Below are 15,153 nucleotides of genomic sequence, written 5' to 3' on the forward strand. Positions count from 1 at the left end.
AAGCGCATACGGGCAGGCCTGGTGGCCCGCCGGATACGCAGCACTTGCCGCGACAGGTGGCCCTATTCTGCACCCGAAGCTGGTCGAAATCGAAGAGTCCGGCATTCTTTTCCGGATATTCACGTCTCTTCGTGGGACTTGCGGATACCGGAGCGCGGGACGGGCGGTTCTGTCCCGGAGTGCCGTATTCGGGTGTTCTTCGGGGGTTCTCCGCCCGGCCGGCCAATCCGCCGAAATCGGCTGCCGGGGGTGGGGGTCGGCGCGGCCGGATCCCTTGCGGCGTAAGGGTCTCGGGTCTACGCGCGTCGCTCTCCCCGGCCAGCAATCCCGCCCGAAACCACCGGTAGTCTGGAGTTCCCCCGCCTCACGAAGACACCACCGGGAGTGCCAGTGGCACGCGTCGTAGTCGACGTCATGCTCAAGCCGGAGATCCTCGACCCCCAGGGACAGGCGGTGCAGCGCGCACTGCCCCGTCTCGGATTCACCGGGATCGCCGACGTCCGCCAGGGCAAGCGTTTCGAGCTGGAGCTGGAGGGTCCGGTCGACGACGCCGCACTCGCCCGTATCCGCGAAGCCGCCGAGACCTTTCTCGCCAACACCGTGATCGAGGACTTCACCGTCCGGGTCGAGGAGGCGGCGAAGTGACCACCCGCGTAGGCGTCGTCACTTTCCCCGGTTCCCTCGACGACCGCGACGCGCAGCGCGCGGTCCGGCTGGCCGGCGCCGAGCCGGTCTCCCTCTGGCACCGTGACGAGGATCTCCACCAGGTCGACGCCGTCGTCCTGCCGGGCGGTTTCAGTTACGGCGACTATCTGCGCTGCGGGGCGATCTCCCGCTTCTCGCCGGTCATGACCACCATCATCGAGCAGGCGAAGCTCGGAATGCCGGTCCTCGGTATCTGCAACGGCTTCCAGGTGCTGTGCGAATCGCACCTGCTGCCGGGCGCGCTCACCCGCAACGACTCGCTGCACTTCGTCTGCCGCGACCAGAAGCTGCGGATCGAGAACGCCGGCACCGCGTGGACCCGGGATTACTCGGCGGGCCAGGAAATCGTGGTTCCGCTGAAGAACGGCGAGGGCCGCTTCGTCGCCGACGCGCACGTCCTGGACGAGCTGGAGGCCGAGGGCCGGGTGGTCGCCCGCTACCTGGACGTCAACCCGAACGGTTCGTACCGCGACATCGCCGGCATCACCAACGCCGCCGGCAATGTCGTCGGCCTGATGCCGCACCCGGAGCACGCGGTGGAGCCGCTCACCGGTCCGACCACCGAGGGCCTGGGCTTCTTCACTTCCGTCCTGAAGCAGCTGGTGAACGCCTGATGAGCCTCGACACCGTCAAGAACGCCGAGCAGACCCCGGACGCGGCCCAGCCGTGGGCCGAACTCGGCCTCAAGGAGGACGAGTACGCGCGGATCCGGGAGATTCTCGGCCGCCGCCCGACCGGGGCGGAACTCGCGATGTACTCGGTCATGTGGTCGGAGCACTGTTCGTACAAGAGCAGCAAGGTCCACCTGAAGCAGTTCGGCGAGAAGAAGCCCGATTCCGACGCCATGCTCGTCGGCATCGGCGAGAACGCCGGTGTCGTGGACGTCGGCCAGGGCTACGCGGTGACCTTCAAGGTCGAGTCGCACAACCACCCGTCGTACATCGAGCCCTACCAGGGCGCGGCCACCGGCATCGGCGGCATCGTGCGCGACATCCTCGCGATGGGCGCCCGCCCGGTCGCCGTCATGGACCCGCTGCGGTTCGGCGCGGCCGACCACCCGGACACCCGGCGCGTGCTGCCCGGGATCGTCGCGGGCATCGGCGGCTACGGCAACTGCCTGGGCCTGCCGAACATCGGCGGCGAGGTCGTCTTCGACTCCTGCTACCAGGGCAACCCGCTGGTCAACGCGCTGTGCGTGGGCGTCATGAAGCACGAGGACATCCACCTCGCGCAGGCCTCCGGCGCCGGCAACAAGGTCATCCTGTACGGCGCCCGCACCGGCGGCGACGGCATCGGCGGCGTCTCGGTGCTGGCCTCCGAGACCTTCGACGACACCAAGCCGGCCAAGCGCCCGGCCGTCCAGGTCGGCGACCCGTTCCAGGAGAAGCTCCTCATCGAGTGCACCCTGGAGATCTTCGGCGAGAAGCTCGTCAAGGGCATCCAGGACCTCGGCGGCGCCGGTCTGTCCTGCGCCACCAGCGAGCTAGCCTCGGCCGGCTCCGGCGGCATGCGGATCGACCTCGACACCGTGCACCTGCGCGACAACACGCTCTCGCCGGAGGAGATCCTCATGAGCGAGTCGCAGGAGCGCATGTGCGCGATCGTCGAGCCGGACAAGGTCGCCCGCTTCCTGGAGATCTGCGAGAAGTGGGACGTCATCGCCAACGTCATCGGTGAGGTGACCGACGGCGAGCGCCTGGAGATCTTCTGGCACGGCGAGCTCGTCGTCGACGTGCCGCCGCGCACCGTCGCCCACGAGGGCCCGACCTACCAGCGCCCGTACGCCCGCCCGAGCTGGCAGGACGCGCTGCAGGCCGACGCCCCCACCGGCGAGCGGCTGGCCCGCCCGACCACCGGCGAGGGCCTCAAGGCCGACCTGCTGAAGGTCGCCGGCCACCCGAACCAGGCCTCCAAGTCCTGGATCACCGACCAGTACGACCGGTACGTGCTCGGCAACACCGTGCTCTCGCACGGCGAGGACTCGGGCATGATCCGGATCGACGACGAGACCAACCTCGGCGTCTCGGTCGCCACCGACGGCAACGGCCGCTACGCCAAGCTGGACCCGTACACCGGCGCCCAGCTGGCCCTCGCCGAGGCCTACCGCAACGTCGCGGCCGGCGGCGCCAAGCCGCTCGCCGTCTCCGACTGCCTCAACTTCGGCTCCCCCGAGGACCCGGACGTCATGTGGCAGTTCGCCGAGGCCACCCGCGGACTGGCCGACGCCTGCCTGGTCCTCGGCACCCCGGTCACCGGCGGCAACGTCTCGCTGTACAACCAGACCGGCGAGGTCGCCATCCACCCGACCCCCGTGGTCGCGGTGCTCGGCGTCATCGACGACGTGACCCGCCGCACCCCGGTCGCCTTCGCCGAGGAGGGGCAGCTGCTCTACCTGCTCGGCGACACGGCGGACGAGCTCGGCGGCTCGGCCTGGTCCCAGGTCGTCCACGACCACCTCGGCGGCCTGCCGCCCAAGGTCGACCTGGAGCGCGAGCGGCTGCTCGGCGACATCCTGATCGCCGCCTCGCGCGACGGCATGATCGACGCCGCGCACGACCTCTCCGACGGCGGCCTCGGCCAGGCGCTCGTGGAGAGCTGCCTCAAGGGCGGCCAGGGCGCGCGGATCATCGTGCCCGAGGGCGCGGACCCGTTCGTGTTCCTGTTCTCCGAGTCGGCCGGCCGCGCCGTCGTGGCGGTGCCGCGCAGCGAGGAGCTCCGGTTCAACGACATGTGCACCGCCCGGGGCCTGCCGGCCACCCGGATCGGCGTCGTGGACGGCGACAGCATCGACGTCCAGGGGCAGTTCAGCGTCACGCTGGCCGAGCTGAAGGACGCCCACACCGGCGTCATCGAGGCCCTGCTGGCCTGATCGGCTTTTCGAGGGGCGGGCGGTTCGATCGAACCGCCCGCCCCTCGGCGTATCTTGAGCCGCATGCCTCCCAAGTCCCGCACGTACCAACCGCAGAAGGTCCGCGCCGCGCTGGCCGCCCAGACCGGGGCGCTGCGCGCCGCCGTGCGCGGCCTCACCGCGGAGCAGCTGGACCTGCCGACCAGGCTGGGGAAGTGGACCGTCCGCGAGCTGCTCGCGCACCTCGCCGTCCAGCTCGACTTCGTCCCCGCGCACCTGGACGATCCGCTCCAGGGGCGCCCGCCGCTGGACCTGACGGGCTGGGTGGTGGCGGTCGGCACGGTCGCGCCGCTGCTGGACGAGCAGGCCGGGGAGCGCGCCGCGGCGGACTTCGCCGGGTCCCCGGCCGCGGTGGCGGAGGCCTTCGGGCGGGCCGCCGACGCGCTGACCGGACTGCTGGAGCGGCCCGAAGCCGCCGACCCGGCACGGCGGTTCGAGATCCGGCTCGGCTCGATGACGCTCGCCGACATGCTGGTCACCCGGCTCGTCGAGACGGTCGTGCACGCCGACGACCTGGCCGACGCCCTCGGCCCCGACGCCTTCCCGCACGACCGCCAGGCCGTCGCCGCCGTCACCCGGCTGCTCGCCGACACCCTCGCGGCCCGGGCCCCCGGCGGCGCGGTCGAGCTGCGGATCCCGCCGTACGCCGTCGTGCAGGCCGTCGAGGGCCCCCGGCACACCCGCGGCACCCCGCCCAACGTGGTCGAGACCGACCCGCTGACCTGGATCCGGCTCGCCACCGGCCGCACCGCCTGGGCCGCGGCGGTGGACGCCGCCGCGGTCTCGGCCTCGGGCGAACGCAGCGACCTGAGCGCGTACTTGCCGGTCCTCGGCTGATCCGAAAGACACGCCCTAGCGCAGCTGCCCCGCCAGGGCCTCCGCGGCCTTGCGGAGGCCCTCACCGGTGTACGTCCGGTCCGGGGTGTCGCCCGCGGAGTCCTCGGACAGCATCAGGACGATGTCGCCCTCGCCCTTCGGGGCCAGCCGGGCGAGGGCGGCCGTGTCCGCCCCCGGCACGAGCACGGTCTGTCCGGGGCCCGGCTGGTGGTCGGCCAGTTGCCGGAGCTGGCTGACCGAGGCACGTGCCTGGCTCTGGATGCGGGGCAGCAGGAGGTTGACGGCCACTCCGGTCTTCGGGACGGCGAACAGCTCGACGGCGAGCGAGCTCCCGCCCGCCCGGTACGCGCAGGTGATGTCGGCGTTCGGGGGAGTGGCCGGGATCGACGGCATCTCCGGCGGGTGGGTCGCGCCCGTGGGCCAGGGCTGGGGCGGGCGGCCGTCACCGACCTCGCCGTCCACGGCGGACCCGTTGCCGGTGTCCGGGCCGACCGCGTCGGGGAGCCCGGCCGCCTTGAGGGCCTTGCCGAGGTCGAGGCCGAAGGGGCAGGTGTTCTGCCGGTCCTGGTGCAGCTTCTGGGCGGTGGCGCGGACGGTGTCGTACGAGAGCGCGCCGGGACCGGCCACGCCCGCGGGCGAGGACGAGCAGGCGGCGGTGCCGAGCAGGACCCCGGCGGAGGCGAACACGGCGGTGAACGTGCGGCGTTGGGCAGCGGTCATGCTCGCAGGGTAGGGCGCGCTCATCGCGGGCGCGCGCCTACTCCGTCCCGATCCTGTTCCGGTGCACGGGCTTTCGCGCCCGTCACGGCACCGAGGGCCCGCCCAGGTACGTCCCGTCCGCCGCGTACGGCCAGGCGTTGGGGGCGCAGCCCTTGAGGCCGTAGATCTGCTGCATCATCGCGGGCGCCGGCTTGCCGGGGCCGGGGCAGGTCTCGTGGCCGTGGCCGATCCGGTGGCCGACCTCGTGGTTGACGATCAGCGCCCGGTACTCGTCCAGCGGGCCGTCGAACTGCGGTGAACCGGTGTTCCAGCGCTTGGCGTTGACGATCACCTGGCTGCCGACGTCGCAGTTCACCTCGCCGTGGGTGTCCAGGCCGGCGGCGCCGCAGAGCCGGTCCACGGTGGCGGGCGAGGCGATCTTCACGGTGAAGTCGTACGGGCCGCTCGCGACCAGCTGGAAGCCGTTCTTGCGGTCGCTGGTCCAGCCGCGCTTGTCGCCGAGGATGCCGTGGATCTGGGTGGCGGCGGCCGTCGGGTCGATCCCGATGCCGTCCTCGACCTCGACCCGGTAACGCCGGATGTTGCCCTTGCCGACCGGCTGGGCGGTGGCGGGGGCGACCGTGAACGTCCCGGCCCCCTTGGCGGGGCCGGGGTCGGACGCGGTGGGAGTCGGAGTCGGCGTGGGTGTCGGGGTGGCCGTCGGCGTCGGCGTCGGGGTGGGCGTCGGGGTGGCCGTCGGAGCGGGGGCGCTCAGCTCGGCCGCCGGCACGACCCGCGCCTGCGTCGTCGGCCCGGTCGCGGGCGCGGCGGAGTGGCGGCTCATCAGCACGACGACCGCCGTGGACAGGACGGCCACCGAGGCGACGAGCGCGATGAGGAGCGCGGGGCCCATGCGGCGACGCGGCGGGCGGCGTCTGCGGCCGGAGCGGGCACTCCTGCGCGAGGCGGTTCGAGCTGCGGGCACGCTCGACACCCTGACATGGAGAACGGGTGAATGTCCACATACCCGGTATGCAGCTTTCCGCCCGGTCCGGTCACCCGACGGCGGTTGACCCCTGCGGCTCGGATGGCAGACTGCACTCCATGGCGATTCACCGGAATCTACTCGACGGCCCCGAACCGACCCACCTCCCCGAGGACGAGCAGCCCTACCGCATGCTCGCGGAGGAGTCGGCCTCGCCGACCCAGGTCGCGGCCGACTTCCCGACCTTCTGCCTGGCCTGGGCCATGCTCGCCGACGACGCGTTCGCGGCCGGCCGCTACGTCGAGTCGTACGCCTACGCCCGCACCGGCTACCACCGCGGCCTGGACGCGCTGCGCCGCAACGGCTGGAAGGGCCACGGGCCGGTGCCGTGGGAGCACCGCGGCAACCGCGGCTTCCTGCGCTGCCTGGCGGCGCTGGCCCGGGCGGCCGGCGCGATCAAGGAGACGGAGGAGGAGGCCCGCTGCTGGCAGTTCCTGAAGGACAGCAGCGAAGAGGCGTACGAGGCGCTCAAGCAGTAGCCGGCCCGTCCGGTGTGAGTGCGTGAGCCTCCGAACGCGTGAGTGCCCCCGGTGGACGGACCACCGGGGGCACCGACGTTCGCGCCGCCGGGACCGGCGCCGCTACCGGGCTCACTTCAGGCGGTTGCCCGCCGAGCGCAGCTGCTGCGCGGCCTCGAGCACGCGGGAGGCCATGCCGGCCTCGGCCAGCTTGCCCCAGGTGCGCGGGTCGTAGGTGTTCTTCTTGCCGACCTCGCCGTCGACCTTCAGCACGCCGTCGTAGTTCTGGAACATGTGCGCCGCGACGGGGCGGGTGAAGGCGTACTGGGTGTCGGTGTCGAGGTTCATCTTCACGACGCCGTTCTCCAGCGCGGTGGCGATCTCCTCGGCGGAGGAGCCCGAGCCGCCGTGGAAGACGAAGTCGAACGGGTCGGTCTTGCCGTACTGCTTGCCGATCGCGTCCTGCAGCTCGCGCAGCAGCTCCGGCTTCAGCACGACGTTGCCCGGCTTGTACACGCCGTGCACGTTGCCGAAGGAGGCGGCCAGCAGGTAGCGGCCCTTCTCGCCCAGGCCCAGCGCCTCGGCGGTGCGCACGGCGTCGTTGACGGTGGTGTACAGCTCGTCGTTGATCTCGTGGGTGACGCCGTCCTCCTCGCCGCCGGTCGGGGTGATCTCGACCTCAAGGATGATCTTGGCGGCGGCGGCCTGGGCGAGCAGCTCCTGGGCGATCTCCAGGTTGTCGGCCAGGGTCTCGGCCGAGCCGTCCCACATGTGCGACTGGAACAGCGGGTTCAGGCCCTTGGCGACGCGCTCGGCGGAGACCGCCAGCAGCGGACGGACGTAGCCGTCCAGCTTGTCCTTCGGGCAGTGGTCGGTGTGCAGCGCGACGGTGATGTCGTACTTGGCGGCCACGATGTGGGCGAACTCGGCCAGCGCGACGGCGCCGGTCACCATGTCCTTGTTGTGCTGGCCGCCCAGGAACTCCGCGCCGCCGGTCGAGATCTGGATGATGCCGTCGCTCTCGGCCTCGGCGAAACCGCGCAGCGCGGCGTGCAGCGTCTGCGACGAGGTGACGTTGATGGCCGGGTAGGCGAACTTGCCCGCCTTGGCCCGGTCCAGCATCTCGTTGTAGACCTCGGGAGTTGCGATGGGCATGCGATCCGCTCCTGTCGGGTTGCGGCGTACGGACGGTGCTGTCCGACGCTGGGTACGCCTTCGTGACGACTCCGGGGTACCGGCCGCCGATGCGCGGCTCTGCGGGTCCGGCACACCGGTACCAAGGTTCGGGGCGACCACCGCGGCAGACAACGAGGGTGTTTTGCGACCGCGGACCGGACGCCTGTGTCATCTTCCCAGACTCGTGCTCGCAGGTCAGCAGGAGCCCGCCAGTCGGAACGGCGCTCGGGGGGGCGTACGCGGAGACCGCCCGCAAGGTACGACCGCTATCCTGCGCCCGTGGACTACAACCAGCTGGCCGTCAACCTGCTCGACGCCAAACAACTGATCTCGTCCCTCGGCGCCATCGGGCTTCTCGCGATCATCTTCGCGGAGACCGGCCTGCTGGTCGGGTTCTTCTTCCCGGGCGACTCGCTGCTGATCATCGCCGGCGTGGCCGCCTCGAACGCCGCCTCGTCGGTGCTCGGCGACGGCGCCAAGCTGCCGATCGCGCTCCTGCTGACCGGAGCCCCGATCGCGGCGATCGCGGGCGCCCAGCTCGGGCACCTGATCGGGGCGAAGGTCGGACCGAGGATGTTCGACAAGCCCGAGTCGAAGATCTTCCGCCGCGAGTACGTGATGAAGGCGGAGGAGTACTTCACCAAGTTCGGACCCGGCAAGGCCGTCGTGCTCGCGCGCTTCATGCCGATCGTCCGGACCTTCCTCAACCCGGTCGCGGGCACCCTGGAGATGCCCGCCCGGACGTTCTTCCTGTGGAACGTCATCGGCGGCGTGCTGTGGACCGAGTCCATGCTGCTGATCGGCTACTTCTTCGGTGACGCGCTCGCCCCGGTGATCGACAAGTACCTGATCCCGGCGGTCCTGCTGATCGTCCTGCTCTCGATCTCGCCGATCCTCATCGAGGTCCTGCGGGAGCGCAAGAAGAAGAAGGCCGGCGGCGGCGTGGAGGCCGTCGGCGACACCGCGCAGAGCGCCGGCGGGCGCCACCGGCGCGGCTGAGCGCACACCGGCGGAACGGCGGAGGGGCCCGGTCCTTGTTCCACGTGAAACACGTGGGACGGGACCGGGCCCCTCTGACGTTCTCGGGGTGCTGCCGGGGTGCTGCGGGGGTCCTGCCGGGCGGACTACAGGCCCAGGTCGGCCGCGGTGTAGGCGGTCACGTACGGCAGGCCCTGCGCCTCGACGGCGGCGGCGCCACCGCGCTCGACGATCACCGCGACGCCGACCACCTCGGCGCCCGCCTCGCGCAGCGCCTCGACGGCGGTCAGCACCGAGCCGCCGGTGGTGGAGGTGTCCTCGACCGCCAGCACCCGGCGGCCCTTCACGTCCGGGCCCTCGATCCGGCGCTGCAGACCGTGCGCCTTGCCCGCCTTGCGGACCACGAAGGCGTCCAGCGTCCGGCCGCGCGCGGCGGCGGCGTGCAGCATCGAGGCGGCGACCGGGTCGGCGCCCAGGGTCAGCCCGCCGACGGCGTCGTAGTCCAGGTGCGAGGTCGCGTCCAGCATCACCCGGCCGACCAGCGGGGCGGCCTCGCCGTCCAGCGTGATCCGGCGGAGGTCGACGTAGTAGTCGGCCTCCTTGCCGGAGGAAAGGGTGACCTTGCCGTGCACGACGGCCTTGTCCTTGATCTGTGCCAGCAGGGCGTCGCGGTCGTTGCTCATGAGCGTTCAGTCTAGGGCCCGACCCGCGGCGCCCGCCCGCCGGGCAGCAGCGAGTCGGCCCGCGGCCCGAGGACCTACTTGCGGCGCAGCGCCCGCACCAGCACCACGGCGCCGCCCAGCAGGGCCACCCCGCCGCCGATCACCCACGGCACCGCACTGCGGCCGCCCGGGCCGGGCACCACGATCCCGCCGGCGTCGCCGCCCCAGCGGGACGCCGCGCGGGCGCGGGCGCTGCGGGCCGGCAGGGCGGGGGCGTAGCGGCCGCGCGGGGGGGCGTGGTCGACCTCCTCGGCGGAGCGGCCGACGATGCTGCGGCGCACCGGGCCGGTCAGCACCGGCTCCTCCTCGTACTCGAACGGCAGCTCGGCGGGCAGCTCCTCGGCCACCGCGTCCTCGTGCTCGTCGGCGCCGCCGGTGGGGAGGCCGAAGCGCTCGGCGTCGGCGTCGGAGAAGGCGATCAGGTCGGAGAGGTCGTCGTCGAGGTCGTCGCCGGGGTGGTCCTGGTGCTCCTCGATGAACAGGACGCTGCCCCCGTCCTCCGTCCCGTCCGTCTCCTCCGTCTCCTTCGCTTCCTCTGGTGCCTCGTCCGGGGAGACGAGAGCCGCGGCGAACCGGTCCAGCAGGCGGCGGCCGGTGGCGGCGAGGGTCTCGTCGTCGCACTCGGCGAGGCGGCCGGTGGCGCTCAGGTCGCCGGTGAAGCGGACCACGGCGGTGCCCTCATCGGCCCCGGCCGCGACGCTCACCCGGACGGTGGCCGTCGCCTCGCCGGTGCCGCGCGCCTCCTGGCCCTCGGCGAGCACGGTCAGCACGCCCTCCCGGCCCTCGATCAGCGACAGCACGCCCTTGTACGTGATGGTGGAGCCGCCGATCCGCACCCGCAGCCGGCCCGCGATCTCCTCGGCCGGCCCGCCGCCGACGGCCGTCGGCTCGGTGCTCAGCCCCGGGACACTCCGGGCCAGCACGGCCGGATCCTGCAGCGCCTGCCGCACCAGCTCGGCAGCCATCGGGACGACAACCTCATGCTCCATGCCACGGAGCCTACCGACCCAACCGCACCCGGTCCCCACCTACCGCCCACCCGTTTTCCCCACCCCCGCCGAACACCCCCCCACCCGCACCCGCACGCCATTCGGCCATACGTGGTCCGGCTCACCGCCCCGGCACCGTGATCCGGTCGCACTCCCGCAGGGAGAGCGGCCTGCACGGGAAGTCGACCTCGCCGACTTCCTGCGCGGCGGTGGCTTTGGGCGCCTGCCCTGCTCGGCACCGGTGGCTTCGGGGGCGGGGTTGTGCTGGCGCCTGGTGCCGCTTGCGCTGGAGGTCGGTCCTGCCGACTTCTTGTGCGGCGGTGGCTTTGGGCGCTTGCTCTGCCGGGCGGCGCTGGAAGTCGACCTCGCCGACTTCCTGCGTGGTGGTGGCTTTGGGCGCCTGCCCTGCTCGGCACCGGTGGCTTCGGGGGCGGGGTTGTGCTGGCGCCTGGTGTCGCTTGCGCTGGAAGTCGATCCTGCCGACTTCTTGTGCGGAGGCGGCGTCGGATGCCCGTTTTGGCGGGCGGCGCTGGACGTCGACCTCGCCGACTTTCTGTGCGGCGGCTGCTCTCCGTCGTGGTCAGCGGGGGCCCAGCAGGCTGAGGGCGGCTGGGGGGTGGGTGGGGCGGAGGGCGGTGAGGCGGGTGGCCGAGGTGTGCAGGGTGGCGGTGGTGAGGGCGCGCGGGGGTGGGGCGTCGGTGGCGAGGGCGAGCGGCGGTTCGGTGTCGGAGGCGAGCAGGAAGTCCTGGGTGCCCTCCGCCGCTCCGGCCCGGCAGCTCGCCGTGGCGCTGCCCTGGACGGCGTACGGGACGGTCCGCAGGCCGGCCGCCCGGAGCCCGGACTCGGTCTGCCAGAGCCCGCGCCCCTCGGCGCCGGCCCGGACGGCGATGCGGCCGCCGGGGGCGAGCAGCCGGGTGGCGAGGCCGTAGAACTCCTGGGAGTGGAACTTGACCGGCCCGCCGTCGTCGGGGGCCGGCAGGTCGGCGACGACGACGTCGTACGGGCGGTCGTCGGGGGAGCGCCGCAGCCATTCCAGCGGGTCGGCGGCGGTGGTGCGGACCCGGGGGTCGTCGAGGGAGTGCCCGGCGAGGGCGGCGAGGCCGGGGTCGGTGCGGGCGAGTCCGGTGAGGGTGGCGTCGGGTTCGACGACGTGCACCGTGCGGACCCCGCCGTGCCGGAGGACCTCCCGCAGGGCGAGCCCGTCGCCGCCGCCGAGGAGCAGCACCCGGGCGTCCGGTCCGGCGGCCATGGCGGGGTGGACGAGGGCTTCGTTGCGGCGGTACTCGTCGGGCCCGCAGACGGCGAGCCGGCCGTCGAGGTAGAGCCGGAGGGGGCCTTCGGCGGGTCCGGTGAGGACGATCTCCTGCTGGCGGCTGTGTGTGGCGTAGCGGACCCCGGGGCCGTAGAGGGCGTGCCGGGCGGCGTCCTCGATGGCGTCGGAGCCGGCGGCGGCGCCGGCGAGGAGGGCGAGGACGAGACCGCCGACGGCCCAGAGCAGCAGTCGTATCCGGGGGGCCGGTTCCTCCCGGAACAGCCAGAGCACGACGGCGGCCCCGGAGACGGCGTTGACGGCGCCGGTGACGAGGGCGCCGGTGCCCGGGCCGAGGCCGGGGAGGATGAGGAACGGGAAGGCGAGGCCGCCGATGAGCGCGCCCACGTAGTCGGCGGCGAAGAGGTCGGCCGCGGCCCGGCCGGCGTCCTCGCGGCGGATCCGCTGGATGAGGGTCATCAGGAGCGGGATCTCGGCGCCGATGAGGACGCCGATCAGGCAGGTGAGGCCGACCATGGCGGCCTGGTAGCGGCCGATCCAGGCCCAGCAGGAGTAGAGGGCGAGGACGGAGAGGCCGCCGGTGAGGGCGAGGGCGCACTCGACGAGGGCGAAGGCGGTGGCGGGGCGGCGGGTGAGGCGCTTGGCGAGCAGTGAGCCGAGTCCCATCGCGAAGACCATGACGGAGAGCACGACGGAGGTCTGGGTGACGGTGTCGCCGAGCAGGTAGTCGCCGAGCGCGACGAGTTCGAGTTCGTAGACGAGTCCGCAGGCCGCGCAGACGAACGCGGCCAGCAGGACGGTGAGGCGGGCCAGCCGGGGGCGGGAGCGCAGCCGGGACCGGCGGCGGGCGGGCAGCGGGGTGAGGTTCCGCCCGGGCCGGGGTGGGCTGTCGTCGTCGAGGTCGACGCCCGGGTGCGTGGGCGGACCGGCTGGATGATTGATCACGAACAAACGCTAGGGGACGTGCGGGACGGATAGCTGCACCCATCCGACGGACAGTGCGGGACACCCGGTTGACGAATCGTTCCTGCGTGCGATTCAAGGGCTATGGCGGGTTCGTCGCCGCCCACCGGGCCGATGTGGTTCACGGCTGCGCGAGCACGAGCGAGGAGCGGGTGCAGACCAGCTGCCCCTCCTGCGGATAGGCGTGCCAGGTGCGCCAGAGCAGCCGGTCCGCGCCGCCCTGGGTGACCAGTGCGGTGAAGGCGCTCGGGTCGCCGGGGAAGATCCCGGCCAGGCCGCGGGGGTGGCCCTCGACGAGGGCGAGGAGCTCCTGGGCGCGGGCCGCGAAGTCGTGCGGCGGGAGGACCTCGATCCGGGCGGCGAACTCGTACTCCCAGCCGCCCACCTGTTTGGCCACCCGGGCGGGCAGCGGGGTGCGGCGGCCGGGCAGGCAGGCGACGGTCTCCAGGCACTCGCCCGGGCCGGCCGCGATGACCACCTGGTGGGAAGCGCCGAGCAGCCGCAGCTGGAGGGTGCCGGTCGTGCCGGGGCGGCCGTTGCCGTCGAGTCTCAGGTCGCGGACCGCGAGAGCGGGCAGCGGGTCGCCGCCCAGGCACCACGCCAGGTCACCGGCGCGGGTGTCCGTGTAGGAGGTCTGCAGTGTGGTGAGCATGCTCGGCTCCGCGTTTCAGCTCCGTGCGCGCCCGCCGAAGCAGCAGCGACTAGGCCTAGGCGATTGGCGAGGCTGTTCGTGGCTGTGCGGCGCTGGGCGCGGCCGACCGTGGAAGGAAGGATTCCGGCTGGAGATTCAGCAGCAGAGAAGCATGAATACGCCGGGTCCGTCGGTGATTTACCCAACTTTGTCAAGCATTCACCGTTTCGAGCACACCTGCTTCCCGGCTCTGATCGACCCGGTGTGCGAGTTTGCACAGCGTGCGCCCCATGCTCCGGGTTGTGCGCCGTGCGCGCGGGTTGTGCGCGGTCCGCGCGCCCGAATGCGCCACCGCCCGCCGGGTGGTGGATCCGGCGGGCGGCGGGGCGTGCCCGGGAGGCGGGGGAGGTTGCCCCACGGGCATCAGCTGATATCAACGAGGCTTATATGGAAGGCGAGTTGACGAATCATCAGCTCTCTCCCGCGCGGTCTCCTGCCTCCCGAGTGCCTGTCGACGGGAGGTCAGAGCCGCTGGAGCCGCGCGACGGCCTCGGTGAGCACGTCGTCCCGCTTGCAGAAGGTGAAGCGGACCAGGCTGCGGCCGGCGTCCGTGTTGTCGTAGAACACGGCGTTGGGGATCGCGACGACGCCGCAGCGTTCGGGCAGGGCCCGGCAGAACTCGATGCCGTCCTTCTCGCCGAGCGGCGTGATGTCGGTGGTGATGAAGTACGTGCCTTCGGGGCTGAAGACGCGGAAGCCGGCCGCCGAGAGCCCCTCGGCGAGCAGGTCGCGCTTGCGCAGCAGGTCGGCCCGGAAGGTGTCGAAGTACTCGTCGGGGAGGCCGAGCGCCTCGGCGACGGCGTACTGGAAGGGGCCGGCGCTGACGTAGGTCAGGTACTGCTTGGCGGTGCGGACGGCGGACACGAGGGCCGGGGCCGCCGTGACCCAGCCGACCTTCCAGCCCGTGAAGGAGAAGGTCTTGCCGGCCGAGGAGATGCCGACGGTGCGCTCGCGCATGCCGGGCAGGGCGGCGATGGGGTGGTGGGTGGCGCCGAAGACGAGGTGCTCGTAGACCTCGTCGGTGATCACCAGGAGGTCGTGCTCGACGGCGAGGGCGGCGATCGTCGCGAGCTCGTCGGCGGTGAGGACGGTGCCGGTGGGGTTGTGCGGGGTGTTGAGGAGCAGGAGGCGGGTGCGCGGGGTGATCAGGGCGCGCAGTTCGTCCAGGTCGGGGCGGAACGCGGGCGCCCGCAGGGTGAGCGGCACGCGCGTGGCGCCGGCCATGGCGATGCAGGCGGCGTACGAGTCGTAGAACGGCTCGAACGCGATCACCTCGTCGCCGGGCTCCAGCAGCGCGAGCAGGGCGGCGGCGATGGCCTCGGTGGCGCCGGCGGTGACGAGCACCTCGGTGTCCGGGTCGTAGGCGAGGCCGTAGAAGCGCTGCTGGTGCTCGGCGATCGCGGTTCGCAGCTCCGGGATGCCGGGGCCGGGCGGGTACTGGTTGCCCTTGCCGGTCAGCACGGCGTCCGCGGCGGCCCGGGCGATCTCGCGGGGCCCGTCGGTGTCCGGGAACCCCTGCCCGAGGTTGATCGAGCCGGTGGCGGTGGCGAGGGCGGACATCTCGGCGAAGATCGTCGTCCCCATGCCCGCCAGCCTGCGGTTCAGCAGCGGCCTCGTACCCATCACGGTCCTCCCACGTCGTCGTCGGCCCCATCCTGGGGCAGCCGGGGGCCCGGGACAAGGACGGCCCGCCACCGGTGGTGCGGTGGCGG

14 protein-coding genes are annotated in these 15,153 nt (G+C 72.6%); 6 read left to right on the top strand and 8 right to left on the bottom strand.

What is annotated here, in order from left to right:
• Positions 1 to 390 precede the first annotated feature (390 nt).
• The 4 genes from purS (at position 391) to ACFVSN_RS15975 (ending at position 4,450) form a co-directional block, all read left to right on the top strand.
• Complete coding sequence (gene purS / locus ACFVSN_RS15960; RefSeq protein ID WP_030278336.1) at positions 391 to 645, top strand: phosphoribosylformylglycinamidine synthase subunit PurS; 255 nt, start codon at positions 391 to 393, stop codon at positions 643 to 645.
• The gene (purQ, locus tag ACFVSN_RS15965; protein WP_329931337.1) at positions 642 to 1,319 is read left to right on the top strand and encodes a phosphoribosylformylglycinamidine synthase subunit PurQ; all 678 of its coding nucleotides are present in this window, start codon (positions 642 to 644) and stop codon (positions 1,317 to 1,319) included. The genes purS and purQ overlap by 4 nt, the downstream gene beginning before the upstream one ends.
• The gene (gene purL / locus ACFVSN_RS15970) at positions 1,319 to 3,574 is read left to right on the top strand and encodes a phosphoribosylformylglycinamidine synthase subunit PurL (RefSeq protein WP_380445545.1); all 2,256 of its coding nucleotides are present in this window, start codon (positions 1,319 to 1,321) and stop codon (positions 3,572 to 3,574) included. Before purQ ends, purL begins: the two co-directional genes overlap by 1 nt.
• Positions 3,575 to 3,637: 63 nt before the next feature.
• Positions 3,638 to 4,450: a sterol carrier family protein gene (locus tag ACFVSN_RS15975; RefSeq protein WP_387955483.1), complete on the top strand. Its 813-nt coding sequence runs from the start codon at positions 3,638 to 3,640 to the stop codon at positions 4,448 to 4,450.
• Positions 4,451 to 4,465: 15 nt separating this feature from the next.
• Here the strand turns inward: ACFVSN_RS15975 and ACFVSN_RS15980 are convergent, their stop codons facing one another.
• Complete coding sequence (locus ACFVSN_RS15980; RefSeq protein WP_387955485.1) at positions 4,466 to 5,170, bottom strand: hypothetical protein; 705 nt, start codon at positions 5,168 to 5,170, stop codon at positions 4,466 to 4,468.
• Between the two features lie 82 nt (positions 5,171 to 5,252).
• On the bottom strand, positions 5,253 to 6,062 hold the full coding sequence (locus ACFVSN_RS15985) for a DUF3152 domain-containing protein (RefSeq protein ID WP_387955487.1): 810 nt from the start codon (positions 6,060 to 6,062) through the stop codon (positions 5,253 to 5,255).
• Between the two features lie 191 nt (positions 6,063 to 6,253).
• Between ACFVSN_RS15985 and ACFVSN_RS15990 the strand changes: the two genes are divergently transcribed.
• A complete protein-coding gene (locus ACFVSN_RS15990; protein WP_380445541.1) occupies positions 6,254 to 6,673 on the top strand; it encodes a DUF3151 domain-containing protein in 420 nt (139 codons plus the stop codon).
• A 111-nt stretch (positions 6,674 to 6,784) separates the two neighbouring features.
• Here ACFVSN_RS15990 and fbaA read toward each other — a convergent pair whose 3' ends face one another.
• Positions 6,785 to 7,807 carry a class II fructose-bisphosphate aldolase gene (gene fbaA, locus ACFVSN_RS15995; protein WP_380497943.1) on the bottom strand — a complete coding sequence of 341 codons (1,023 nt, stop codon included), beginning with the start codon at positions 7,805 to 7,807 and terminating at the stop codon, positions 6,785 to 6,787.
• 300 nt (positions 7,808 to 8,107) lie between these two features.
• Between fbaA and ACFVSN_RS16000 the strand changes: the two genes are divergently transcribed.
• Positions 8,108 to 8,827 carry a DedA family protein gene (locus ACFVSN_RS16000; RefSeq protein ID WP_380445539.1) on the top strand — a complete coding sequence of 240 codons (720 nt, stop codon included), beginning with the start codon at positions 8,108 to 8,110 and terminating at the stop codon, positions 8,825 to 8,827.
• A gap of 125 nt (positions 8,828 to 8,952) precedes the next feature.
• On the opposite strand, the gene pyrE is transcribed toward ACFVSN_RS16000, so the two are convergent.
• The 5 genes from pyrE to ACFVSN_RS16025 all read right to left on the bottom strand — a co-directional run bounded on the left by pyrE (position 8,953) and on the right by ACFVSN_RS16025 (position 15,064).
• Entirely contained in the window at positions 8,953 to 9,489 is a 537-nt protein-coding gene (gene pyrE, locus ACFVSN_RS16005; protein ID WP_359970438.1) for an orotate phosphoribosyltransferase, read from the bottom strand.
• A gap of 74 nt (positions 9,490 to 9,563) precedes the next feature.
• On the bottom strand, positions 9,564 to 10,517 hold the full coding sequence (locus ACFVSN_RS16010; protein ID WP_387955489.1) for a carbon monoxide dehydrogenase: 954 nt from the start codon (positions 10,515 to 10,517) through the stop codon (positions 9,564 to 9,566).
• A 580-nt stretch (positions 10,518 to 11,097) separates the two neighbouring features.
• Positions 11,098 to 12,732, bottom strand: coding sequence for a polyamine aminopropyltransferase (locus ACFVSN_RS16015; protein WP_387955491.1), 1,635 nt, complete (start codon positions 12,730 to 12,732; stop codon positions 11,098 to 11,100).
• A gap of 139 nt (positions 12,733 to 12,871) precedes the next feature.
• Complete coding sequence (locus tag ACFVSN_RS16020; RefSeq protein ID WP_380445536.1) at positions 12,872 to 13,402, bottom strand: DUF2617 family protein; 531 nt, start codon at positions 13,400 to 13,402, stop codon at positions 12,872 to 12,874.
• A gap of 501 nt (positions 13,403 to 13,903) precedes the next feature.
• Positions 13,904 to 15,064: a pyridoxal phosphate-dependent aminotransferase gene (locus ACFVSN_RS16025; RefSeq protein WP_380445535.1), complete on the bottom strand. Its 1,161-nt coding sequence runs from the start codon at positions 15,062 to 15,064 to the stop codon at positions 13,904 to 13,906.
• Positions 15,065 to 15,153: the final 89 nt, after the last annotated feature.

This window comes from Kitasatospora sp. NPDC057904 (assembly GCF_042887925.1).
Taxonomy (GTDB): domain Bacteria; phylum Actinomycetota; class Actinomycetes; order Streptomycetales; family Streptomycetaceae; genus Kitasatospora.